The following is a 24248-nucleotide window of genomic DNA, read 5'->3' on the forward strand; positions in this document are numbered from 1 at the left end:
CAACGGAAGATCATTCATAGCAACAATACATTAGTTTCCAGCGAATTGCTGCCATCTGCTGGAAAAAAGGGGCCATGAAGGCCCCCTCTTTCTGAAACTCGAAAGAATTAGCGACGCAGACCCAGACGCTCGATCAGCGCGGTGTAGCGTGCAACATCTTTACGTTTCAGGTAGTCGAGCAGTTTACGACGCTGAGAAACCATGCGCAGCAGACCACGACGGCTGTGGTGATCTTTTTTGTGCTCTGCAAAGTGGCCCTGCAGGTGGTTAATCTGTGCAGTCAACAGAGCAACCTGAACATCGGTAGAACCGGTGTCGTTTGCATCACGACCGAACTCAGAAACGATTTTAGCTGTAGCTTCAGTACTTAGAGACATTTTAAAACTCCAAAGTATTAAGAATGAAAGGATGCCGATCTCTAATTCAGCAATCCCAGTGTATACACGTTATCTTTCAAACTGACTCTGCGTTGGCTGCGTCCGCTCACTTCAGCCACCTACTTGAGTAAGCCCCTGAGGATTCCCAGACTTGCCGCCTTGATGCAGCTCGAATGATATTGTGTACACGCCGCGCGAACTGTTAAATAATTAACGCGACGTTAAGCGGCAGTATTCTACTCGCAGCGCCTTCTTATCGCAAGACAGAGAGCGCTATGCAGGATATTCAACCACCAGTCGACGGGGGGCAACCCGACCTTCGTCATCCATTTCCCCCATGCCGATAAATTTACCGTCATCGCCTTCTGTCACACGCACCAGCCCTTCCAGTGGAGTGCCTGTCGTACGAACCGGATTACCATTTTTAAAGTAAACCGACGATGTTAAAGGCAGATTAACCACCGGATAATCCGATGCCGGACTGTCCATTGGCATCAGCAATGGATCAAGCAACTGCGCTGACGGAATGTTCTGTTGTTCAGCTTGTTCTACCAGTTCACGCAAATGTTCCAGCGTGACCATACGGTCAACCGGGTATTTGCTGACCGTCAGACGGCGCAGATACGTTACGTGTGCACCGCATCCCAGCTTCTCACCCAGATCGTCAATAATAGTACGAATATAGGTGCCTTTGGAGCAGTGAACTTCCAGCTCCAGTTCATTCCCTTCGTGGCGAATAAACAGCAGTTCATAAACGGTAATTGGGCGCGCTTCACGCGGCACCTCGATGCCTTGACGAGCATATTCGTACAGCTTCTTGCCCTGATATTTCAGCGCCGAGTACATCGATGGAATTTGCTCGATATCCCCGCGGAAAGTTTCCAGCACGCTCGCAAGCTGTTCCTCCGTAAAGGTCACCGGACGTTCCTGCACGATTTGTCCATCAGCATCAGAGGTATCCGTACGCTGACCCAGGCGGGCAATCACACGATAACGCTTGTCGGAATCCAGCAAATACTGTGAAAACTTAGTCGCTTCACCGAGGCAGATAGGCAGCATGCCTGTCGCCAGCGGATCCAACGCGCCAGTATGACCGGCACGGTTGGCATTGTAGATGCGCTTTACTTTTTGCAGTACGTCATTGCTGGACATGCCCTGAGGTTTGTCCAGCAGCAAAACACCATGAATGTCGCGACCACGACGACGAGGACGACTCATCAGTCCTCCTTGCTGTCGTCCGCTGGGTTCACACGACGTTCATCGTCATGCTTCACCACGCTGGTCACCAGGTTGGACATGCGCATCCCTTCGACCAGTGAGTTGTCGTAGAAGAAGGTCAGCTCAGGCACGATACGCAGGCGCATCGCTTTCCCCAGCAGAGAGCGGATGAAGCCAGAAGCTTCCTGCAGTGCCTTAATACCATTTTTCACGGCCGCTTCGTCCTGGTCGTTCAGGAACGTCACGAACACTTTGGCATAGGCCAGGTCACGGGACATCTCAACGCCCGATACGGTGGTCATCATACCAACACGCGGGTCTTTGATTTCGCGTTGCAGGATGAGCGCGATCTCTTTCTGCATCTCTTGCGCTACACGCTGCGGGCGACCAAATTCTTTCGCCATAATAAATTCTCCAGACAAAAAAGGGGCATTCAGCCCCTTTTGAAAATAATTCGGTGATTAGGCTGTAGGCCTGATAAGCGTAGCGCCATCAGGCATTACATTGCCGGATGTCGGCGTAAACGCCTTATCCGGCCTACACCCGAACAACCTTAAGCAATTGTACGTTTGATCTCGATGATCTCGAACACTTCGATCATATCGCCAACGCGAACGTCGTTGTAGTTCTTAACGCCGATACCACATTCCATGCCGTTACGGACTTCGTTGACGTCATCTTTGAAGCGGCGCAGGGATTCCAGCTCACCTTCATAGATAACCACGTTGTCGCGCAGAACGCGGATTGGGTTGTGACGCTTAATCGTACCTTCGGTAACCATACAGCCTGCGATGGCACCGAATTTCGGTGATTTGAACACATCACGAACTTCAGCCAGACCGATGATCTGCTGTTTCAGTTCCGGAGACAGCATGCCGCTCATCGCCGCTTTCACTTCGTCGATCAGATGGTAGATGACGGAGTAGTACCGCAGATCCAGGCTTTCAGATTCGATCACTTTACGTGCAGAAGCATCAGCACGGACGTTGAAGCCAACCAGAATCGCGTTGGATGCCGCAGCCAGCGTCGCGTCGGTTTCGGTGATACCACCCACGCCAGAACCGATGATCTTCACTTTGACTTCGTCGGTAGACAGTTTCAGTAAAGAGTCGGAGATCGCTTCTACAGAACCCTGAACGTCAGCCTTCAGTACGATGTTCACTTCGTGAACTTCGCCTTCGGTCATGTTAGCGAACATGTTCTCGAGTTTAGATTTCTGCTGACGGGCCAGTTTAACTTCACGGAATTTGCCCTGACGATACAGCGCAACTTCACGCGCTTTCTTCTCGTCACGAACAACAGTCACTTCATCACCTGCAGCCGGAACACCGGACAGACCCAGGATTTCCACCGGAATGGACGGACCTGCTTCCAGCACTTCCTGACCCAGTTCGTTACGCATCGCACGAACGCGACCGTATTCGAAGCCACACAGTACGATATCGCCTTTGTTCAGAGTACCCTCACGAACCAGGACGGTAGCAACCGGGCCGCGTCCTTTATCCAGGAAGGATTCGATAACCGCACCGCTCGCCATACCTTTACGCACAGCTTTCAGTTCCAGTACTTCGGCCTGCAGCAGGATAGCATCCAGCAGCTCGTCGATACCGGTACCGGCTTTTGCAGAAACGTGAACGAACTGGCTCTCGCCGCCCCACTCTTCCGGCATGATGCCGTACTGGGACAGTTCGTTTTTAACGCGATCCGGGTCGGCTTCTGGCTTATCAATTTTGTTCACTGCAACCACGACCGGCACGCCTGCCGCTTTCGCGTGCTGGATAGCTTCGATGGTCTGCGGCATCACGCCGTCGTCTGCAGCAACAACCAGAACAACGATATCCGTTGCCTGAGCACCACGAGCACGCATAGAGGTAAATGCGGCGTGCCCCGGGGTATCCAGGAAGGTGATCATACCGTTACCTGTTTCAACGTGATACGCACCGATGTGCTGAGTAATGCCGCCTGCTTCGCCTGAGGCCACTTTCGTAGAACGAATGTAATCCAGCAGAGACGTTTTACCGTGGTCAACGTGACCCATGATGGTCACTACCGGTGCACGCGGTTCAGCCGCCGCACCAGTGTCACGGTCGCTCATTACCGCTTCTTCCAGTTCGTTTTCACGACGCAGGATAACTTTGTGGCCCATCTCTTCGGCAACCAGCTGTGCAGTTTCCTGGTCGATAACCTGGTTGATGGTCGCCATGGCACCCAGTTTCATCATCGCTTTGATGACCTGAGAACCTTTAACTGCCATCTTGTTCGCCAGATCGCCAACGGTGATGGTTTCGCCGATCACAACGTCACGGTTAACGGCCTGAGCCGGCTTCTGGAAGCCCTGCTGCAGCGCGGAACCTTTACGCTGTTTACCGCCTTTGCCGCCACGAACCGCTGCACGCGCTTCTTCACGGTCAGCTTTAGATTCGGCGTGTTTATTGCCTTTCTTCGCCGGACGCGCAGCTTTCGCACTGCGAGTACGACCACGACCGCCTTCAACTTCACGATCGTTTTCGTCTTCTGCCTGGCGAGCGTGCTGAGAGGTGGTGACGTGATAATCGCTGGTATCTTCAACAGGTTCAGCGTTATTCACACCATTCTTCTCGTTTTCTTCTGCCATACGACGGGCTTCTTCAGCCACACGGCGCGCTTCTTCTTCAAGCTTGCGACGTGCTTCTTCTTCCGCTTTACGCTTCAGTTCTGCGGCTTCGTTTTCACGGCGGGCTTTTTCGGCCTGGGCGGTTTTTGTCATATCGTCGGTCTGTTGATTGCTCACTTTGTCTTTTTCCGCAGCTTCACGTTTCGCTTTATCAGCGGCTTCACGTTTAGCTTGTTCTGCGGCCTCACGTTCGGCTTTTTGTTGCGCCTCGCGTTTGGCAGCTTCTTCTGCCTCACGACGGGCTTGCTCTTCCGCTTCACGCTGCGCCTGCTCTTCCGCGGCAAGGCGTTCAGCCTCTTGCGGATCGCGTTTCACAAAGGTGCGTGTCTTGCGGACTTCGATTTGTACCGATTTACTTTTTCCACCGGTACCTGGAATATTGAGAGTACTGCGCGTTTTACGCTGCAATGTCAACTTATCCGGCGCTGAGCCATTTTCACGGTTCAGGTGCGCCAGTAAGGTTTGTTTCTCTTGTGCGGACACAGAGTCATCAGCAGACTTCGGGATACCTGCATCAGCAAATTGCTGTACCAGGCGCTCCACGGAAGTCTGTATCTCTGCAGCCAGCGTTTTTACGGTTACATCTGTCATACTGTTCCTTCCTGCTACAGTTTATTACGCTTCGTCGCCGAACCAGCAAATATTACGGGCAGCCATAATCAGCTCACCGGCTTTCTCGTCGGTCAACCCTTCGATATCAGCCAGATCATCAATGCCCTGTTCAGCGAGATCTTCCAGCGTACAAACACCACGGGCAGCCAGTTTGAAGGCCATATCACGATCCAATCCTTCCAGATTCAGCAGATCGTCAGCCGGTTTGTTATCACCGAGGCTTTCTTCCTGGGCCAGTGCCAGAGTGGTCAGTGCGTTTTTAGCACGCTCGCGCAGCGCTTCAACGGTCTGTTCATCAAGGCCGTCAATTTCCAGCAGTTCTTTCATTGGCACGTAGGCCAGTTCTTCCAGCGTCGCAAAACCTTCTTCAACCAAAACAGTCGCGAAATCTTCATCGATATCGAGATATTTGGTGAAGGTATCGATGGCCGCATGTGCTTCAGCCTGATGCTTAGCCTGCAGATCATCAACGGTCATGACGTTGAGTTCCCAACCGCTCAGTTGTGAAGCCAGGCGGACGTTCTGACCATTACGTCCAATCGCCTGAGCCAGGTTACCGGCTTCAACCGCAATATCCATGGTGTGTTTGTCTTCATCCACCACGATAGAAGCGACGTCTGCTGGCGCCATTGCGTTGATCACGAACTGCGCCGGGTTATCATCCCACAGGACAATATCAATACGCTCGCCGCCCAGTTCGGTAGAAACTGCCTGAACACGCGCACCGCGCATACCAACACAGGCACCGACCGGATCGATACGCTTGTCGTTGGTCTTAACGGCGATTTTCGCACGAGAACCCGGATCGCGAGCCGCCGCTTTAATTTCAATCACTTCTTCGCCAATTTCTGGCACTTCAATGCGGAACAGTTCGATCAGCATTTCCGGCTTGGAACGCGTCACAAACAGCTGCGCACCACGCGCTTCCGGGCGCACAGAGTACAGAACACCACGAATACGGTCGCCAGGACGGAAGTTTTCACGCGGCAGCATGTCTTCACGCAGGATCACAGCTTCAGCATTGCTGCCCAGATCCAGGGAAATGTTGTCACGGTTGACTTTCTTCACCACGCCAGTGACGATTTCGCCTTCGTGTTCACGGAATTGATCGACAACCATCGCACGTTCAGCTTCACGTACTTTCTGTACGATAACCTGTTTCGCGGTCTGAGTAGTGATACGGTCAAAGGTGACAGATTCGATCTGATCTTCAACGTATTCACCAACGTTCAGACTTTCGTCTTCAAAGCGCGCTGCTTCCAGCGTAATTTCTTTAGTTGGCTGAGTGACTTCTTCTACGATAACCCAACGACGGAAGGTATCGAAATCACCGCTTTTACGATCGATCTCTACGCGGACATCGATCTCTTGTTCATATTTTTTCTTTGTTGCTGTAGCCAGCGCACTTTCCAGCGCTTCAAAAATTTTCTCGCGTGGCAGCGCTTTCTCGTTGGATACGGCTTCAACAACAGCCAAAATTTCTTTGTTCATCGCGGGCTTTTCACCTCAATCCAGACTGTTAAAAGTGGGGAACCAGGTTCGCCTTCTGGATATTACTCAGCGCGAACACTTCATCTTTACCTTCGACTGTGACCGTGATCATCTCACCGTCCACCGCTTTGATAACGCCCTGCCATTTACGACGGTTTTGTACCGCCATACGAAGAACCAGCGTGACTTCTTCACCCAGGAAACGCACGTAGTGTTCAGCCGTGAACAGAGGACGGTCGAGACCCGGAGAGGAGACTTCCAGGTTGTAGGCAACAGTGATTGGGTCTTCGACATCCATCACCGCGCTTACCTGATGGCTCACATCAGCACAATCATCAACATTGATGCCATCTTCACTATCAATATAGATGCGCAGTGTGGATGTGCGACCGCGAATAAATTCGATGCCGACCAGCTCGTACCCCAAGGCTTCAACTGGCGCTGTAATCATCTCTGTTAATTTTTGCTCTAATGTGGACAAGCCCACCCCCAAGACATAAAAAAAGGGCCTAAAGCCCAGTTATTCTGTAGTCAGATAACAAAAAACCCCGATAAATCGGGGCTTTAGATAACTGAACCCTATAACCGCACCTGCGGTTCGGAGAACCTTCCGAAAGAATTTTTTTCAAATCCAGCTACGAAGGCCTAAGTCTTCACAGTATATTTGAAAAAGAACTCTAAGGGAAAGTGGTTGCGGGGGCCGGATTTGAACCGACGACCTTCGGGTTATGAGCCCGACGAGCTACCAGGCTGCTCCACCCCGCGCCTGAAACGTGGCAAATTTTACTCGTTTTGGGTAAAAAATGCAAATACTGCTGGGATTTGGTACCGAGGACGGGACGTAAAATCTGCGCACAGTATATTGATCCTCTATACGTTATGTCAACCTTGTTACTACTATGCAAATGAATGAATGCTAACCAGCACAAATACGACGGAGGACAGGAAAGATAAATCAGCCATCTACAGCGTTATTTAACGAAATTATCACTAAACTCTTCCTGTCATCCTTAAAAGATGATTAAATGAAAACTCATTTATTTTGCATAAAAATGCAATTAACATAAAAAACCGACCTCTTCACCAGTCTATCAAGCAGGGTTTTATTTTATGACGACGATTCTCAAGCATCTCCCGGTAGGTCAACGTATTGGTATCGCTTTTTCCGGCGGCCTGGACACCAGTGCAGCACTGCTGTGGATGCGACAAAAAGGGGCTGTCCCATATGCATATACTGCGAATTTGGGTCAGCCGGATGAGGATGACTATGACGCGATTCCTCGCCGTGCAATGGAATATGGTGCTGAGAATGCTCGCCTGGTTGATTGCCGCAAGCAGTTGGTTGCCGAAGGGATCGCCGCTATTCAGTGTGGTGCGTTCCACAACACCACCGGCGGACTGACCTATTTCAATACCACCCCACTGGGCCGCGCAGTGACAGGCACTATGCTGGTTGCCGCCATGAAAGAAGATGGCGTAAACATTTGGGGTGACGGTAGTACCTATAAAGGTAACGATATTGAACGTTTCTATCGCTATGGCCTGTTAACCAACGCCGAATTGCAGATTTACAAACCCTGGCTGGATACCGATTTTATCGACGAACTCGGTGGTCGCCATGAGATGTCCGAATTTATGATCGCCTGCGGCTTCGACTACAAGATGTCTGTCGAAAAGGCGTATTCCACTGACTCCAATATGCTCGGCGCGACTCACGAAGCAAAAGATCTGGAATTCCTGAACTCCAGCGTCAAAATCGTTAACCCGATTATGGGCGTTAAGTTCTGGGATGAGAGCGTGAAGATCCCGGCTGAAGAAGTGACCGTACGTTTTGAACAGGGCCATCCGGTTGCGCTAAACGGTAAGACCTTCAGTGACGATGTTGAGATGATGCTGGAAGCCAACCGCATCGGCGGTCGTCACGGTCTGGGCATGAGCGATCAGATCGAAAACCGTATTATTGAAGCAAAAAGCCGCGGTATCTATGAAGCTCCGGGGATGGCACTTCTGCACATCGCTTACGAGCGTCTGCTGACCGGTATTCATAATGAAGACACCATTGAGCAATATCACGCTCACGGTCGCCAGCTCGGTCGTCTGCTGTATCAGGGCCGCTGGTTCGACTCACAGGCGCTGATGCTGCGTGATGGTCTGCAACGTTGGGTAGCCAGCCAGATTACCGGCGAAGTCACGCTGGAACTGCGTCGCGGTAACGACTATTCAATCCTTAACACCGTGTCTGACAACCTGACCTACAAGCCAGAACGTTTGACCATGGAGAAAGGTGATTCCGTATTCTCGCCAGACGATCGTATCGGTCAGCTGACCATGCGTAACCTGGATATTACCGATACTCGTGAGAAGCTGTTCGGCTATGCGCAGTCTGGTCTGCTGACAGCCTCTTCCGCAACAGGTCTGCCACAGGTTGAGAATCTGGAAAACAAGGCGAAGTAAATATTCACCATCTTAAGGCCGCGAAAGCGGTCTTTTTTATGCGCAGAATATAGGGATGCTCTGTTGTCCCCGTAGGTCGGATAAGGTGTTTACACCGCCATCCGACATTATTACATCGCCTGATGGCACTACGCTTATCAAGCCTACGGAGCAGCCACAAATAACAGACGAAAAAAAAGACGCTTTGCAGCGTCTTTTCTTTGGAATATTGGTACTGAGGATGGGACTCGAACCCACAAGCCCGTTAGGGCACTACCACCTCAAGGTAGCGTGTCTACCAATTCCACCACCTCAGCACAGATACAACTATTAATGTGGGATATCGCTGGTCGGCTGAGCCGGAGCAGCTGGCTGAGTTTGCTCGGTTTTCGCCGGTGCACTCAGATTTTCCCACTCACTTCCTTTATTGGTCTTATTGCTGTTCATGTTACCCAGCACCAGACTGATAATGAAGAACAGAGTCCCTAACACAGCTGTCATACGGGTCATGAAGTTACCAGAACCACTTGAACCAAACAGTGTACCAGAAGCGCCTGCGCCAAAAGAGGCTCCCATATCAGCGCCTTTACCTTGCTGCAGCATGATCAAGCCAACAAGGCCAATTGCTACAATAAGGAAAACTACCAAAAGAGCTTCGTGCATAATCAACCTGTTCCTTGCGGAGTTGCCGCGTACCAATGCTTCGACCAATAAAGCGGGAATTTCAACTGTTTCCCACTGAAGCGGGTGTGAATACTAACCAAAGCGAATAACCTTCGCAAGGGCAATTTGTTAGCATTGTATCAAGTGCGGAAAAAATCGCCACATCAATCAAAAACGCAGCAACTTATCCCAGCATCGCTGCATTACTGACCGCTGCTCGTCAAGGTTTGCCCAAACAACAATAGGGATTTCACAAATCAGATCCGAATTTTCTGGCCAACAGTGAATAATTTCCTGATTCACCAACTCCTCAGCCACCATTGATTCGGGTAACCATGCCATTCCCATATGGCGCAGTACCATTTCTCGTATTGTTTCGCTTAGCCCAGTCTCAAACACTTTTTTCAACCGTGGACGCACTCGTTGTTCTGCCGGATCAATAATACGTCTGACAAAGGTGTAGTCGCTGTAGCATAGCCAGGGGATCGGGGTATGCGGATCATCCAGTCTGTCTGCGAGTTGCGCAGAAATCACCGGGATAAAACGCTCATATCGCCATAAAGAACGCTTCAGCCCTCCGGCAATCTCCAGCCCCGGTTGTGAAGAGGGTAAATCGTACGTCACCAGCATATCAATTTGCCGGTTTATCAGGGCATTAAAGTGATTATCAATCCCCTGAATGCTGGCATTTACCGTGAAGTTTAATTGCGGTTCACTCTGGCGCAGATAGTTGATCATATCAGGCAGGATATTGACTGACAGCGTATGCAGACTCACCATCACCAACGTATTGTCCGTCGCTGGCATCATCGCACACAGGTCATGGCGCGCCTCCGTGAGTGTGCTGAGGACTTGCCGGGCATAAGGTTCAAAACGTTCGCCATAACAGGTTAGCGTAACGGGCGTCGTGGTGCGGTCAAACAACGGGACCCCCAACATCTCTTCCAGCGCCTTTATACGTCGGCTTAACGCGGGCTGGGTGATATGCCGCTGTATCGCTGCCTGAGAGTAATTCCCATACTGACTCAACGCCAGAAAATCTTCTAACCACTTCGAATCCACGTCTCATTCCCCATCATGCCATAACCGTATCCACCGATAACAAATCGGCAATAGTCACAGTTATAGTAATGGCTTTAATGTGGACATCATAACAACAATATTCCGTTTCACCTGCCGACTCTCACCCTCGACGTTTGACAGGACCGATATGTTTACTTTACTGACCAATGCCCGCGTATTTTCCCCAGAGGATTTAGGCCTCTGCTCCCTGCTCATACATGCCGATCGCATTGTGGCTGTTGAAAAAGATATTGCACTCTTTGATGGCGTCAAAGAAGTCATCGATTGCCGCGGTAAGTGGGTAATTCCCGGAATTATCGATCAGCATGTCCATCTTACCGGCGGCGGCGGTGAAGCCGGCTTTGCCAGCCGGACGCCAGCCGTCAAACTGCGCGATCTGATTCAGGCCGGTATTACGACGGTCGTCGGCGTGCTGGGCACTGATGCGATATCCCGCTCCCCGAAAGATCTGTACGCCAAAATGCAGTCTCTCAACCTGGAGGGCCTGCGTGCGTATATGCATACCGGAGCCTACGCGGTACCCAGCCCGACAATTACACAATCTATTCGCGATGATATGGCATTTATCCCGGCAATCCTGGGTGTCAAAATCGCACTCGCCGATCACCGTGGCTCCTACCCCTCTTTCCAGGAGTTATTAAGAATAATCAGTGACATCCGCGTATCCTCACTTCTGGCCGGAAAAAAAGGGCTGCTGCACGTACACCTGGGCAATCTACCGGAAGGGATGTCACAGCTGATGGAACTGTGTGATGCCGGTATTCCGATTCACCACATTTCGCCGACGCATGTCGCGAGGACAGAAGCATTGTTCGAACAGGCTATCGCTTTCGCACATCGCGGTGGCCATATCGACGTAACGTCTGGCGGCAGCCGATTTATGCCCCAGGAACAAGCGATTCTCCACGCACTGGAATCACAGGTTCCTGCCGATCGTATCACCATTAGCTCTGATGGTAATGGCAGCGTGCCGCGCTTTAATGCGCAAGGCATCGTGGAAGGACTAAGCGCCGCGCCGGTAGCCGGCAACCTCAACCTGTTGCCTCGCCTGATTGATGTCGGTATTCCGGTATCTCAGGCGATCGCGATGTTGACGGCGAACGTCGCACGCTCGCTGGGTATTTCCGGCGGCGTACTTTGCGCAGGAGAACGTGCTGATATTTGCGTGCTCAATGACGACCTCTCACTGGCCCACTTGTTTGCCGCCGGAAAGCCGTTGCTGCGTGATGGTGAGTGTCTGGTCACCGGCAACTTTGAGTGAGGAGTTGAGAATGTCATTATTACTGGCGCTGGTCGCCATTATTTTTGCCGGGCGTCTGATCCTGAAAAAGTATCACCCTCAGTCGGTGTTGCTCTTAACCGGGATCGTACTCCTGCTTATCGCGCATTTTAGCGGGATGGCTACTCTCAGTAGCCTGGTAAAAAAAAGCACCGGATTTGGTCCCTTTGACGCCTTTGAGTTTATTCGCGATACCCTGAGCGTACGTCTTGGCGGTCTTGGACTACAAATCATGCTGATAGGTGGCTTTGCCACCTATATGTCGGCTATTGGCGCAAGTCAGGTGCTGGTGCGCGTCACATCCCGCCCCTTGCAACGTCTGAACTCCCCTTATCTACTGCTCGGGCTGGCCCTGCTGCTGGGCCAATTTCTGTCGCTGTTTATCAGTAGCGCCACCGGACTGGGTCTGCTTTTGATGGCAACACTTTACCCCCTGCTGACCCGTCTTGGCTGCAGCCGCGCCGCCGTCGCTGCGGTTATCGCCAGTACCTGTGCCGTTGAATTTGGCCCGGGCTCCGGGAACTCGGTTCTCGCCGCCAAAACGGCAGGTATCGAGGTAGTTAACTATTTTGTTCAGGATCAGTTACCGATTGTCGTTCCGGTTATTCTTTTCATCGCTCTGCTTCATATCGTTGTACAACGCTTTTTCGATCGCCGGGAGAATGGTGACAATGCCGCGCAGCAAATGCAGACATTAACCTCAACCGAAGAAGCCGAAGCGCCGGTTGCCTGGCTGTTCCTGCCAATGTTACCGCTGGTTTTAATGTTAGCGTGCAGTGATTTGCTGTTCAGCTCACTCAAAATTACGCTGGATACCGCCGTACTGATAAGCCTGGCCATTACTCTGATATGCGAATATTGCCGCCATCGTAAAGCTCGCGAAGTGATGGCTGGCGTACAAAAAGTTTTCGACAGTATGGGCAGTGTGTTTGCCACGGTAGTCACGCTGATTATCGCCGGTGAAGTTTTCTCCGCCGGTCTGAAAGCGATTGGCGCGGTTGATGCGCTGCTGTCACTCTCAGGAGAATTTGGCCTCAGTGCAGCGTCTATAATCTTGCTGATGACGCTAATCACCTTTGCGATTTCAGCGTTAATGGGCTCTGGGAATGCAGCATTTTTCTCCTTCGCCCCGATGGTGCCGGATATCAGCCGCCATATTGGCAGCGACGTGGCGGTTATGATGCTGCCGATTCAAATCTCAGCGGGCATTGGACGGACGTTGTCGCCTATTGCCGGCGTGATTATCGCCATCGCCGGGATCGCAGGTGTATCACCGGTGGATATCGTTAAACGCACCGCAATTCCGATGCTGGGAGGATGGTTGCTGATGATTGCACTGACATTCGCCCGATCCGGGCACTTGTTGGCGGTTCTCCCGTGGCTGGCCGTCCTCGTCCTATTGATGATCAGTGGCTACTTCTGGCAGCGCCGGCGTAAACAACCGCTTGCAGTACAGTAAAAAAAAGCCGGAGTCTCTCAGACTCCGGCTTTTGCACTTATGGATAGGGTTAAACGGCTTTCACTGCATCCGCAATGCGGTGCGCAAACTCCGTAACCTGTGCTTCGTCTTCACCTTCAACCATCACACGGATTAATGGCTCAGTGCCCGACTTACGCAGCAGTACGCGTCCACGGTTACCCAGTGCCGCTTCAACCTCTGCCATCACCGCTTTCACGCTTTCATGTTCCAGCGGATCGCCGCTGCCTGCGGTGTAACGTACGTTAACCAGCAGTTGCGGGAACATTTTCATGCCGCTGCACAGATCGTGCAGACTCATATGGTTACGCACCATCGCTGCCAATACCTGCAGACCCGCCACAATACCGTCGCCCGTGGTCGTTTTATCCAGCAGGATCACATGACCTGAGTTTTCCGCACCGATACGCCAGCCTTTTTCCTGCATTTTTTCCAGCACATAACGGTCGCCCACTTTCGCACGGGCAAACGGAATGCCCAGTTGTTTCAGTGCCAGCTCCAGTCCCATGTTGCTCATCAGGGTACCCACCGCGCCACCGCGCAGTTGCCCCTGGCGCAGCGCTTCACGAGCGATGATGTACATGATCTGGTCGCCGTCGACTTTATTACCCTCGTGATCAACCATAATGACGCGGTCGCCGTCACCGTCCAGCGCAATCCCCAAATCGGCTTTTTCCGCGATGACGCGCGCCTGCAGCGCACGAACATCGGTCGCGCCGACTTCTTCATTGATGTTCACGCCGTTCGGTTCACAGCCAATCGCAATGACGTTAGCACCCAGCTCGCGCAGTACATTTGGCGCAATGTGGTACGTTGCACCGTTAGCGCAGTCCACCACAATTTTAAGCTCGTTCAGGCTCAGTTCATTCGGGAATGTGCCTTTGCAGAACTCAATATAGCGCCCGGCAGCATCGACAATACGACTGGCTTTACCCAGCTCAGCCGAATCCACGCAGGTGATTGCTTTTTCCATCTCCGCTTCAATGGCTTCTTCAACTGCATCCGGCAGTTTGGTTCCGTCGATGGAGAAGAATTTAATCCCGTTGTCATAAAATGGGTTGTGTGAAGCGGAGATAACAATCCCGGCTTCAGCACGGAAAGCACGCGTCAGATAAGCGACGGCAGGTGTTGGCATGGGGCCTGTGAAAGAAGCTGACAACCCCGCGGCAGCCAGGCCCGCTTCCAGCGCAGATTCCAGCATATAGCCGGAAATACGCGTATCTTTGCCGATAATGATTTTGCGTGAACCATGACGTGCCAGCACTTTGCCTGCCGCCCAACCCAGCTTGAGCACAAAGTCAGGGGTGATTGGAGCGTCGCCTACACGACCACGAATCCCATCGGTGCCAAAATATTTACGATTACTCATAGCGTTTGTTTTCCTTTGCAGACAATGTGGCTTCCACCACACGCATCGCTTCTACGGTTTCTTTGACGTCATGGACACGAATAATCTGCGCCCCCTGCATTGCGGCAATGACCGCGCATGCAAGGCTACCGCTCAAACGCTCAGATGGACCCACATTGAGCAATTGGCCAACCATTGATTTTCGTGACATCCCTACCAGCAGCGGCAGATTAAAATGATGAAATTCCGCCAGACGTGCCAGCAATGTGTAGTTGTGAGTAAGATTTTTACCGAATCCGAATCCTGGGTCGAGTAGCAATTTATCTTTTGTGATTCCGGCCCGTTCACAACGTGCTATTTGCTCAACAAAGTAACGATTTACCTCAGCAAATACATCCTCATACTTCGGCGCTTCCTGCATAGTTTTCGGCTGTCCCTGCATGTGCATCAGGCAAACCGGCAATCCAGTTTCTGCCGCAGCTTCCAGCGCGCCCGGCTCCGAGAGCGAACGTATATCGTTAATGATATGCGCCCCTACTCTGGCGCACTCACGAATAACCTCTGGTTTTGAGGTATCTACCGAAATCCACACTTCAAAACGTTGAGCAATTGCCTCAACAACCGGGATTACACGCTGCAGTTCTTCCTCCACGCTCACATCCGCCGCGCCCGGTCGCGTAGACTCACCACCCACATCAATGATAGTCGCCCCTGCGTTAATCATCAGATTTGCGTGTTTTACCGCCTCAACCAGGGAGTTGTGCGCTCCACCATCAGAAAAAGAGTCTGGTGTGACGTTTAAAATCCCCATGACGTGGGGATGGCTGAGATCCAGCGAAGATCCCTGAGCAAAGAGTTTCATAGTGTTATCCCTGGTAAAATCGTGAGTAAGCAGATAAGAAAAACCCCGGAGCAAGCCCCAGGGTTTTCAATTAAAACATGGTCATCAGATGACGATAACTTATTTGTCGCCTAACTGCTCTGACATGTTGCCCGGGTTCGGCGTACGCGGCTCTTCAGCCGGACGCGGAGCACTCGGGGTGCCATTGTTGCCAGAGTTGTTAGATGAACCAGACTCTTCCCAACCCGCTGGCGGGCGCACTTCGCGACGGGCCATCAGATCATCAATCTGCGGTGCATCGATGGTCTCATATTTCATGAGCGCATCTTTCATTGAGTGCAGGATGTCCATGTTATCGTTCAGCAGACGGCGAGCACGGTCATAGTTGCGCTCAATCAGTGATTTCACTTCCTGATCGATAATACGCGCGGTTTCATCGGACATATGTTTAGCTTTCGCCACAGAACGACCGAGGAACACTTCACCTTCTTCTTCCGCGTACAGCAACGGCCCCAGTTTGTCAGAGAAGCCCCACTGAGTGACCATGTTACGCGCCAGGTTCGTCGCGACTTTAATGTCGTTGGACGCACCGGTAGAAACATGTTCAGCACCGTAGATGATCTCTTCTGCCAGACGACCGCCGTACAGCGTGGAGATCTGACTTTCCAGTTTCTGACGACTGGCGCTAATTGCGTCGCCTTCAGGCAGGAAGAAGGTGACACCCAGCGCACGACCGCGCGGAATAATCGTCACTTTGTGCACCGGATCGTGCTCCGGTACCAGGCGACCGATAATCGCGTGGCCAGCTTCGTGGTACGCGGTGGATTCTTTCTGCGCTTCCGTCATCACCATGGAGCGACGTTCCGCACCCATCATGATTTTGTCTTTCGCTTTCTCGAACTCAACCATCGATACAACACGCTTGTTGCCACGCGCTGCAAACAGTGCCGCTTCGTTCACCAGGTTCGCCAGGTCCGCACCTGAGAAACCAGGCGTACCACGAGCAATGATTGCCGCATCGATATCCGGAGACAGCGGTACGCGACGCATATGCACTTTCAGAATCTGTTCACGACCGCGAACGTCCGGCAGACCAACAACAACCTGACGGTCAAAACGGCCTGGACGCAGCAGCGCAGGGTCAAGAACGTCAGGACGGTTAGTTGCCGCGATAACGATAATACCTTCGTTACCTTCGAAGCCGTCCATCTCAACCAGCATCTGGTTCAGCGTCTGTTCACGTTCATCGTGACCGCCACCCAGACCAGCGCCACGCTGGCGACCTACGGCGTCGATTTCATCGATGAAGATGATGCACGGTGCCGCTTTCTTGGCTTGTTCGAACATGTCACGCACACGAGATGCGCCCACACCGACGAACATTTCCACGAAATCAGAACCGGAAATTGTGAAGAATGGAACCTTCGCTTCACCTGCGATAGCTTTTGCCAGCAGGGTTTTACCTGTACCCGGAGGACCAACCATCAGGACGCCTTTCGGGATCTTACCGCCCAGTTTCTGGAAACGGCTCGGTTCGCGCAGGTATTCAACCAGTTCAGCGACCTCTTCTTTCGCTTCGTCACAACCCGCGACATCAGCAAAAGTGGTTTTGATCTGATCTTCGGTCAACATGCGCGCTTTGCTCTTACCGAACGACATGGCACCTTTGCCACCACCGCCCTGCATTTGACGCATAAAGAAGATCCAGACACCAATCAGCAGCAGCATTGGGAACCAGGAAATGAAGATAGAAGCCAGCAGGCTCGGCTCTTCAGGCGGCTCGCCAACAACCTTGACGTTTTTGGTCAGCAGGTTATCAAGCAGCTTCGGATCGTTAACCGGAATGTAGGTCGTGTAACGGTTACTATCTTTCTTGGTAACGTTAATCTCACGTCCGTTGATACGCGCTTCACGAACCTGGTCCTGATTGACCTCTTGCAGGAAGGTAGAGTAATCAACCTTACGGCCATTAGACTCGCTGGGCCCAAAGCTCTGGAATACTGACATCAGCACAACGGCAATGACCAGCCAGAGTATTAGGTTTTTCGCCATGTCACTCAAGGGATTAACCTCATATTACAACTGTGTTAAAAACAGCGTCAGGATACTCTATATCCAGTGTCTTTCAAACTTTCGTTTGAAATCTACCGGTTATGGTTTACGCCCGGTCGCTACAATGTACACTTCACGCGAACGGGCGCGAGAAGAGTCCGGCTTACGAACTTTGACCTTCGTAAACAGGGAGCGAATGTCTCTTAGATACTCATCGAAGCCTTCGCCCTGGAACACCTTCACTACAAAACTACCACCTGGTGCTAATACATCACGAGCCATTCCAAGTGCCAGTTCAACCAGATACATGGCCCGGGGAATATCCACCGCCGGTGTTCCACACATATTTGGCGCCATATCAGACATGACAACTTGTACTTTACTGTCACCTACACGCTCAAGTAACGCTTTCAGGACTAATTCATCACGAAAGTCGCCCTGAAGGAAGTCCACACCAACGATTGGATCCATAGGTAAAAGATCGCAAGCGATAATGCGGCCGCTGTTTCCGATCTGCGTAACCGCATATTGCGACCAGCCACCGGGTGCAGCGCCGAGGTCAACAATCGTCATCCCCGGTTTAAAAATTTTGTCACTTTGCTGTATTTCATCAAGTTTAAACCAGGCGCGGGAACGTAACCCCTTTTTCTGTGCCTGTTGAACATATTTATCGCTAAAGTGTTCCTGAAGCCAGCGACTCGAGCTGGCAGAACGCTTTTTACCTGTCATTTCACTTTCCCATCGGGCAGTTCATCGTAACCAATGGTGTAAATATCTACACAGCTATTTGGCGATATATGGGAGATGGCGGTAGAATGACCCGTTTTCAATCCCAACGTAAGCAAAAATATACGATGAATCTGAGTACTAAACAAAAACAGCACCTGAAAGGTCTGGCACATCCGCTCAAGCCTGTAGTTATGCTTGGCAATAATGGTTTGACCGAAGGGGTACTGGCCGAGATTGAACAAGCGTTAGAGCACCATGAGCTTATCAAGGTGAAAATCGCCTCGGAAGATCGCGATACTAAAACCTTGATCGTGGAAGCTATCGTACGCGAAACCGGCGCCTGTAATGTACAGGTCATCGGCAAAACGCTGGTACTGTATCGCCCGACTAAAGAACGTAAAATCTCGCTGCCACGCTAAGAATATCCCAAAGTTGAACACGAAGTTTGTGTAAAACGCGGGAATTTCCGCTAGCAGGAGAGCAAAATGCCACGCTCTCTTCGTTGATAAAAGGCCGCTATGCGGCCTTTTTCCTTTCTTTACAATACATCAACATCTTGCAGATACACTAAATAATTCGAGCACTGCCAACGCGTATGCAACGTGAACCAGGATGTGTGTATTGGGAAATTCTTACAGGTATTCGACCTTCGTCACTTCATACTCAACTTCACCGCCCGGCGTTTTGATAACCACCACATCATCCTGCTCTTTACCAATCAGGCCACGAGCAATAGGTGAGTTCACCGAAATCAGGTTTTGTTTAAAATCGGCCTCATCATCGCCCACAATGCGCCAGGTCTGCTCTTCATCGTTATCAAGATTCAGAACGGTAACCGTCGCACCGAACACAACGCGGCCGTTATTTGGCATTTTAGTGACGTCAATAACCTGCGCGTTAGACAGTTTGGCTTCAATATCTTTAATGCGACCTTCGCAGAATCCCTGCTGTTCACGAGCCGCGTGATACTCCGCGTTCTCTTTCAGGTCACCGTGTTCACGCGCTTCCGCGATCGCGGCAATAATTTCAGGGCGACGCACAGATTTGAGAAAATCCAGTTCTTCGCGCAGTTTTTCAGCACCGCGTAAGGTCATCGGGATAGCTTGCATTTGTTATACCTCTTGAACATTCCTGTAGGGGGTGGTTGTCCTCACCCCGGCTGCTAAGCCCACCCTGGCATACGCCATGCCAGAGTCAGAAGCAAAAAAATACCGACCCGGGGCACGAGGTCCCAGGTCAGCTACAATTCTCTATTTGATGTTCATTTTACCCTGGAGTTCCCTATGGGTCATCGTTTACTTTTTAGGGCGTTGCGCCGTAGTATGACGGCCTGTTTCCAGGTTGTTAGCGCGAGATTATGCGATTTCCCAGATTTGCCATTGGATTAACTGCCAGTATAGCGTTCAGCGTTCAGGCTGCGAATGTCGACGAGTACATCAACCAGCTTCCTGCCGGGGCCAACCTCGCCCTTATGGTACAGAAGGTTGGCGCGCCTGCGCCCGCGATTGATTACCATAGCCAGCAGATGGCGCTCCCAGCCAGTACCCAGAAAGTGATCACCGCTCTGGCGGCATTGATTCAACTCGGACCTGATTTCCGTTTCACCACGACGCTTGAGACAAAAGGCAACGTAGAAAATGGGATATTGAAAGGTGACTTAGTTGCGAGATTTGGTGCCGATCCGACGTTAAAACGTCAGGATATTCGCAATATGGTAGCAACTCTGAAAAAATCAGGGGTGACGCAAATTGCCGGAAATGTCCTGATAGACACCTCCATTTTTGCCAGCCATGATAAAGCGCCCGGCTGGCCCTGGAACGACATGACGCAATGTTTTAGCGCTCCGCCAGCAGCGGCGATTGTCGACCGAAATTGCTTCTCTGTATCGCTCTACAGCGCACAAAAAGCCAACGATTTGGCGTATATTCGCGTGGCCTCTTACTACCCGGTGACCATGTTCAGCCAGGTTCGCACCCTCGCACGTGGTTCTGCGGAAGCGCAATATTGTGAACTGGACGTGGTACCCGGTGATTTGAACCGCTTTACGCTGACCGGGTGTCTGCCGCAGCGCGCCGAACCGCTGCCACTGGCGTTTGCTATTCAGGACGGTGCCAGCTATGCCGGAGCCATTCTTAAAGATGAGCTAAAACAAGCGGGTATTACCTACAGCGGTACGCTGCTGCGTCAGACTCAGGTCAACGAGCCGGGTACCGTCGTCGCCAGCAAACAATCAGCACCATTGCATGATCTGCTTAAGATTATGCTGAAAAAATCAGACAACATGATTGCCGACACCGTTTTTCGCATGATTGGCCATGCGCGATTTAACGTACCTGGCACCTGGCGGGCAGGTTCAGATGCCGTACGTCAGATCCTGCGTCAGCAGGCGGGCGTCGATATCGGCAACACGATTATTGCCGATGGCTCTGGCCTCTCTCGCCATAACCTGATTGCCCCCGCCACCATGATGCAGGTGCTGCAATACATCGCGCAGCATGACAATGAGCTCAACTTTATCACGATGCTGCCACTGGCTGGCCACGATGGCTCCCTGCAATACCGTGCAGGCCTGCATCAGGCTGGTGTTGATGGCAAGGTTTCCGCGAAAACAGGCTCACTGCAAGGGGTATATAACCTCGCGGGGTTCATCACCACCGCCAGCGGGCAACGCATGGCCTTCGTGCAGTACCTGTCTGGCTATGCGGTAGAGCCTGCAGACCAGCGTAACCGCCGTATTCCATTGGTACGCTTCGAGAGTCGGCTGTACAAGGATATTTATCAGAATAACTGAGTGCATTATTGCCGGATGGCGACGCTAACGCGTCTTATCCGGCCTACAAAGAACATAACAAAACGGGCCGCAAATGCGGCCCGTTGGCTTTTGTAGGCCGGATAAGCGTAAGCGCCATCCGGCTACGAGATTAACGCTTGTAGATGAACTCAACGCCTTCTTCGTCGTCTTCGTCCCAATCGTCATCCCAGTCATCTTCCGCTTCGTCTTCGACTTCAGCGAGCTGCTGACGGTGATAATCATCCCACATGAACTCAACTTTCTCCGGCTGTTTCGCTTCTTCAGCCTGAACGATTGGGTTCTCAATGATAAAGGTCATCACATCCCAGCAAAGATCCTTCACACCCAGCTGGCTGGCGGCAGAGATCAGGTAATATTTACCTTCCCAGCCCAGCGCTTCAGCGATGGCTTTCGCTTTTTCTTCCGCTTCAGCTTTGTCCATCAAATCAATTTTGTTGAACACTAACCAGCGCGGTTTAGACGCCAGATCCTGACTGTATTTTTCCAGTTCGCCAATAATGATACGGGCGTTTTCTACCGGATCGGAACCGTCAATCGGATCGATATCAATGAGGTGCAGCAGTACGCGGCAACGTTCCAGATGCTTCAGGAAGCGAATACCAAGACCTGCGCCTTCAGCCGCGCCTTCAATCAGACCTGGAATATCGGCAACCACGAAGCTCTTTTCGTTGTCCATACGCACAACGCCGAGGCTCGGTACCAGCGTGGTGAACGGATAATCCGCCACTTTCGGTTTCGCCGCAGATACCGCGCGGATAAACGTCGATTTACCGGCGTTTGGCATACCCAGCATACCGACATCGGCTAACAGCATCAGTTCCAGCATCAGGTCACGCTTATCGCCCGGTGTACCCATCGTTTTCTGACGCGGTGTACGGTTGACCGACGATTTAAAACGGGTGTTACCCAGACCGTGCCAACCACCTTTAGCGACCATCAGACGCTGACCGTGTTTGGTCATGTCGCCCATCGTTTCGCCCGTACCCTGGTCGATGACGCGTGTCCCTACTGGCACTTTGATGGTAACGTCTTTACCACGCTTGCCGGTGCAATCACGGCTTGCGCCATTCTGACCACGTTCCGCACGGAATGATTTTTCAAAACGGTAATCGATCAGCGTGTTCAGGTTTTCGTCGGCTTCCAGCCAGACGTCACCGCCATCACCACCGTCACCACCGTCCGGACCGCCTTTCGGGATGTATTTTTCGCGGCGGAAGCTGACACAACCGTTACCGCCATCGCCTGCAACGACCAGAATCGATGCTTCATCAACAAACTTCATTTTACTCTCCGTAAATCATTCGCCTGAGCGGGGTTGCGAAACCACCGTTTCATGCTTACGTAAACCGCCCCAAATTCGATGACCAATGGCGGAATACATCGCGCCCGCAACCACGATAAACGCACCGAGATAACCTAAAAGGTTTAGCATCGGTCTGGCGAAGAAATCGGGCCAGGCCAGTGATAATAAATCTGAAAATAACAACGTAAACAGCGGTGTGAGCGTAATTATGGCGCTCACCTGTGCCGCCTGCCAGCGAGCCATTGCTTCCGCAAGGGCACCGTATCCTACCAGTGTATTCAGGCCGCAGAACACGAGGCAGGCAAGCTGCCAGTCGCTGAGTTGCGCTATTACACCGGGTTTAGCCAGCGGCAACAACGCTATTGTACATAAAGTGTACAGTAAAAACAGGATCTGCGGTGATGCCAGGCGGCGCAATAACACCTTTTGCGCGACCCCATAACACACCCAAACCGTCGCGGCACCGACACCAAAGATCACGCCCCAGGTGTAATCGGTCAGCCGGGTAAAAATTTCGATCAGACTGGTATTAAAAAACAACACCAGGCCGCTCAGAAGCATAATAGCGCCAATAATCTGCGTGCCGCGCATCTTCTCCTTCAGGATAAAGACGCTGGCGATCATCATGCCAACAGGTGACAGTTGACCGATAACCTGCGAAGCCGTTGGGCTCAAATATTGTAAAGACGAACTAAACAGAATGAAGTTACCGAACAGTCCACCCGTGGCAATAGCCAACAGCACCAGCCAACGCGCTTTGCGAAAAATACGCAATGGAGGGAGCTTTTTTTTAACCGCAAGAATAGCGCCAAGGCCAATGCTTGCCATTAAAAAACGGTAGAACACGACGGTAGGAGGTTCCATCACCTCCAGCACTTGCTTCATCGCTATTGGTAAAGCCCCCCAACAGACAGCTGTCGTGAGTGCTAAAAGAATACCAATACCTGCCTGCTGCTTCATGCCGTATTCCCTGCAAGGGCTCGTTTCCGGGTTATCACGGCGCGACGAGCATATTTACCGGTCGTCGAATGTAAAAAGCCCCGCAACGTGTTGCGGGGCTTTTATCCGTTACCGGGACGCGAAAAACTTATTCAGCAACAATGCTGATGAATTTACGGTTTTTCGGGCCTTTCACTTCAAATTTCACTTTACCGTCTGCTTTAGCAAACAGAGTGTGGTCTTTGCCGCAACCAACGTTGGAGCCAGCGTGGAATTTAGTACCACGTTGACGAACGATGATGCTACCAGCCAGAACTGTTTCACCGCCGAAGCGTTTTACGCCCAGACGTTTAGCTTCTGAATCGCGACCGTTACGAGTCGAGCCGCCAGCCTTTTTATGTGCCATTTAATCTGCTCCCCTTAACTTAAGCGCTGATGCCAGTGATTTTCACATCAGTGAACCACTGACGATGGCCCTGCTGCTTACGGTAGTGTTTACGACGACGAAACTTAACAATTTTAACTTTCTCGCCACGACCGTGAGCAACGACTTCAGCTTTGATAACGCCGCCATCAACGAAAGGAACGCCGATTTTGACTTCTTCACCGTTTGCGATCATCAGAACTTCAGCGAATTCAACAGATTCGCCAGTTGCGATGTCCAGCTTTTCCAGGCGAACGGTCTGACCTTCGCTTACTCGGTGTTGTTTACCACCACTTTGGAAAACCGCGTACATAAAAAACTCCGCTTCCGCGCACACCTTTTTGATGATTCAGAGTGCGCTATAAATATTCACAATAGGGCGCGAATATTACGCAAAACGCGAGCCTTTGACAAGTGCTACCGTCAATACATGAAGAAAAAAAACACAACGTGTACCGTAACGTTTATCTGCGGCGTTTTTTCAGTACAATCAGCATATATTTCTAACCCTAAA

General features: G+C 51.6%; 22 protein-coding genes and 2 tRNA genes. 5 read left to right on the forward strand and 19 right to left on the reverse strand.

The features are described from left to right. Window positions 1-107: 107 nt before the first annotated feature. The 7 genes from rpsO to NNN64_RS05455 all read right to left on the reverse strand — a co-directional run bounded on the left by rpsO (window position 108) and on the right by NNN64_RS05455 (window position 7116). Window positions 108-377, reverse strand: a complete 270-nt coding sequence (gene rpsO / locus NNN64_RS05425; protein WP_000059465.1) for a 30S ribosomal protein S15 — start codon at window positions 375-377, stop codon at window positions 108-110. Window positions 378-650: 273 nt separating this feature from the next. Next, window positions 651-1595, reverse strand: a complete 945-nt coding sequence (truB, locus tag NNN64_RS05430) for a tRNA pseudouridine(55) synthase TruB (protein WP_271440739.1) — start codon at window positions 1593-1595, stop codon at window positions 651-653. Continuing rightward, window positions 1595-1999, reverse strand: coding sequence for a 30S ribosome-binding factor RbfA (rbfA, locus tag NNN64_RS05435; protein WP_003024988.1), 405 nt, complete (start codon window positions 1997-1999; stop codon window positions 1595-1597). The genes truB and rbfA overlap by 1 nt, the downstream gene beginning before the upstream one ends. A 149-nt stretch (window positions 2000-2148) precedes the next feature. Further along, complete coding sequence (infB, locus tag NNN64_RS05440) at window positions 2149-4839, reverse strand: translation initiation factor IF-2 (RefSeq protein ID WP_271440740.1); 2691 nt, start codon at window positions 4837-4839, stop codon at window positions 2149-2151. A gap of 24 nt (window positions 4840-4863) precedes the next feature. Continuing rightward, window positions 4864-6351, reverse strand: coding sequence for a transcription termination factor NusA (gene nusA, locus NNN64_RS05445; protein ID WP_260861734.1), 1488 nt, complete (start codon window positions 6349-6351; stop codon window positions 4864-4866). Between the two features lie 28 nt (window positions 6352-6379). Continuing rightward, on the reverse strand, window positions 6380-6832 hold the full coding sequence (gene rimP / locus NNN64_RS05450; RefSeq protein ID WP_003024996.1) for a ribosome maturation factor RimP: 453 nt from the start codon (window positions 6830-6832) through the stop codon (window positions 6380-6382). Window positions 6833-7039: 207 nt separating this feature from the next. Continuing rightward, a tRNA-Met gene (locus NNN64_RS05455) sits at window positions 7040-7116 on the reverse strand. A gap of 345 nt (window positions 7117-7461) precedes the next feature. On the opposite strand from NNN64_RS05455, the gene argG reads away from it, so the two are divergent. Then, on the forward strand, window positions 7462-8805 hold the full coding sequence (gene argG, locus NNN64_RS05460) for an argininosuccinate synthase (RefSeq protein WP_005131837.1): 1344 nt from the start codon (window positions 7462-7464) through the stop codon (window positions 8803-8805). Window positions 8806-9014: 209 nt separating this feature from the next. On the opposite strand, the gene NNN64_RS05465 is transcribed toward argG, so the two are convergent. The 3 genes from NNN64_RS05465 to NNN64_RS05475 form a co-directional block, all read right to left on the reverse strand. Continuing rightward, window positions 9015-9101 (reverse strand) — tRNA-Leu (locus tag NNN64_RS05465). 13 nt (window positions 9102-9114) lie between these two features. Then, complete coding sequence (gene secG, locus NNN64_RS05470; protein WP_006687886.1) at window positions 9115-9447, reverse strand: preprotein translocase subunit SecG; 333 nt, start codon at window positions 9445-9447, stop codon at window positions 9115-9117. Between the two features lie 168 nt (window positions 9448-9615). Then, the gene (locus tag NNN64_RS05475; protein WP_271440741.1) at window positions 9616-10509 is read right to left on the reverse strand and encodes a LysR family transcriptional regulator; all 894 of its coding nucleotides are present in this window, start codon (window positions 10507-10509) and stop codon (window positions 9616-9618) included. Window positions 10510-10657: 148 nt separating this feature from the next. On the opposite strand from NNN64_RS05475, the gene iadA reads away from it, so the two are divergent. Further along, window positions 10658-11791 carry a beta-aspartyl-peptidase gene (iadA, locus tag NNN64_RS05480; protein WP_271440742.1) on the forward strand — a complete coding sequence of 378 codons (1134 nt, stop codon included), beginning with the start codon at window positions 10658-10660 and terminating at the stop codon, window positions 11789-11791. 10 nt (window positions 11792-11801) lie between these two features. After that, window positions 11802-13268, forward strand: a complete 1467-nt coding sequence (gene dcuC / locus NNN64_RS05485; protein ID WP_271440743.1) for a C4-dicarboxylate transporter DcuC — start codon at window positions 11802-11804, stop codon at window positions 13266-13268. 49 nt (window positions 13269-13317) lie between these two features. Here the strand turns inward: dcuC and glmM are convergent, their stop codons facing one another. The 4 genes from glmM to rlmE all read right to left on the reverse strand — a co-directional run bounded on the left by glmM (window position 13318) and on the right by rlmE (window position 18256). Next, window positions 13318-14655, reverse strand: a complete 1338-nt coding sequence (glmM, locus tag NNN64_RS05490) for a phosphoglucosamine mutase (protein WP_101741911.1) — start codon at window positions 14653-14655, stop codon at window positions 13318-13320. Further along, the gene (gene folP, locus NNN64_RS05495; protein ID WP_048213410.1) at window positions 14648-15496 is read right to left on the reverse strand and encodes a dihydropteroate synthase; all 849 of its coding nucleotides are present in this window, start codon (window positions 15494-15496) and stop codon (window positions 14648-14650) included. Before folP ends, glmM begins: the two co-directional genes overlap by 8 nt. A 99-nt stretch (window positions 15497-15595) precedes the next feature. Next, a complete protein-coding gene (gene ftsH, locus NNN64_RS05500; RefSeq protein WP_271440744.1) occupies window positions 15596-17527 on the reverse strand; it encodes an ATP-dependent zinc metalloprotease FtsH in 1932 nt (643 codons plus the stop codon). Between the two features lie 99 nt (window positions 17528-17626). Beyond that, on the reverse strand, window positions 17627-18256 hold the full coding sequence (gene rlmE, locus NNN64_RS05505) for a 23S rRNA (uridine(2552)-2'-O)-methyltransferase RlmE (RefSeq protein WP_137382431.1): 630 nt from the start codon (window positions 18254-18256) through the stop codon (window positions 17627-17629). 125 nt (window positions 18257-18381) lie between these two features. On the opposite strand from rlmE, the gene yhbY reads away from it, so the two are divergent. Beyond that, window positions 18382-18675 (forward strand): ribosome assembly RNA-binding protein YhbY, encoded by a 294-nt coding sequence (gene yhbY, locus NNN64_RS05510; protein ID WP_003025016.1) that lies wholly within the window; start codon window positions 18382-18384, stop codon window positions 18673-18675. A 213-nt stretch (window positions 18676-18888) separates the two neighbouring features. Here yhbY and greA read toward each other — a convergent pair whose 3' ends face one another. After that, window positions 18889-19365, reverse strand: coding sequence for a transcription elongation factor GreA (greA, locus tag NNN64_RS05515; RefSeq protein ID WP_003025019.1), 477 nt, complete (start codon window positions 19363-19365; stop codon window positions 18889-18891). A gap of 248 nt (window positions 19366-19613) precedes the next feature. On the opposite strand from greA, the gene dacB reads away from it, so the two are divergent. Further along, window positions 19614-21047: a serine-type D-Ala-D-Ala carboxypeptidase gene (dacB, locus tag NNN64_RS05520; RefSeq protein ID WP_202037633.1), complete on the forward strand. Its 1434-nt coding sequence runs from the start codon at window positions 19614-19616 to the stop codon at window positions 21045-21047. Between the two features lie 130 nt (window positions 21048-21177). Here dacB and cgtA read toward each other — a convergent pair whose 3' ends face one another. The 4 genes from cgtA to rplU all read right to left on the reverse strand — a co-directional run bounded on the left by cgtA (window position 21178) and on the right by rplU (window position 24047). Beyond that, window positions 21178-22350, reverse strand: coding sequence for an Obg family GTPase CgtA (cgtA, locus tag NNN64_RS05525; protein ID WP_003828732.1), 1173 nt, complete (start codon window positions 22348-22350; stop codon window positions 21178-21180). A 15-nt stretch (window positions 22351-22365) separates the two neighbouring features. Continuing rightward, window positions 22366-23331 carry a DMT family transporter gene (locus tag NNN64_RS05530; RefSeq protein ID WP_048213413.1) on the reverse strand — a complete coding sequence of 322 codons (966 nt, stop codon included), beginning with the start codon at window positions 23329-23331 and terminating at the stop codon, window positions 22366-22368. Between the two features lie 127 nt (window positions 23332-23458). Next, entirely contained in the window at window positions 23459-23716 is a 258-nt protein-coding gene (rpmA, locus tag NNN64_RS05535) for a 50S ribosomal protein L27 (protein WP_003025030.1), read from the reverse strand. Window positions 23717-23735: 19 nt separating this feature from the next. Beyond that, window positions 23736-24047, reverse strand: coding sequence for a 50S ribosomal protein L21 (gene rplU, locus NNN64_RS05540; RefSeq protein WP_003025032.1), 312 nt, complete (start codon window positions 24045-24047; stop codon window positions 23736-23738). Window positions 24048-24248 lie beyond the last annotated feature (201 nt).

This window comes from Citrobacter sp. Igbk 14 (assembly GCF_028069825.1).
Taxonomy (GTDB): domain Bacteria; phylum Pseudomonadota; class Gammaproteobacteria; order Enterobacterales; family Enterobacteriaceae; genus Citrobacter.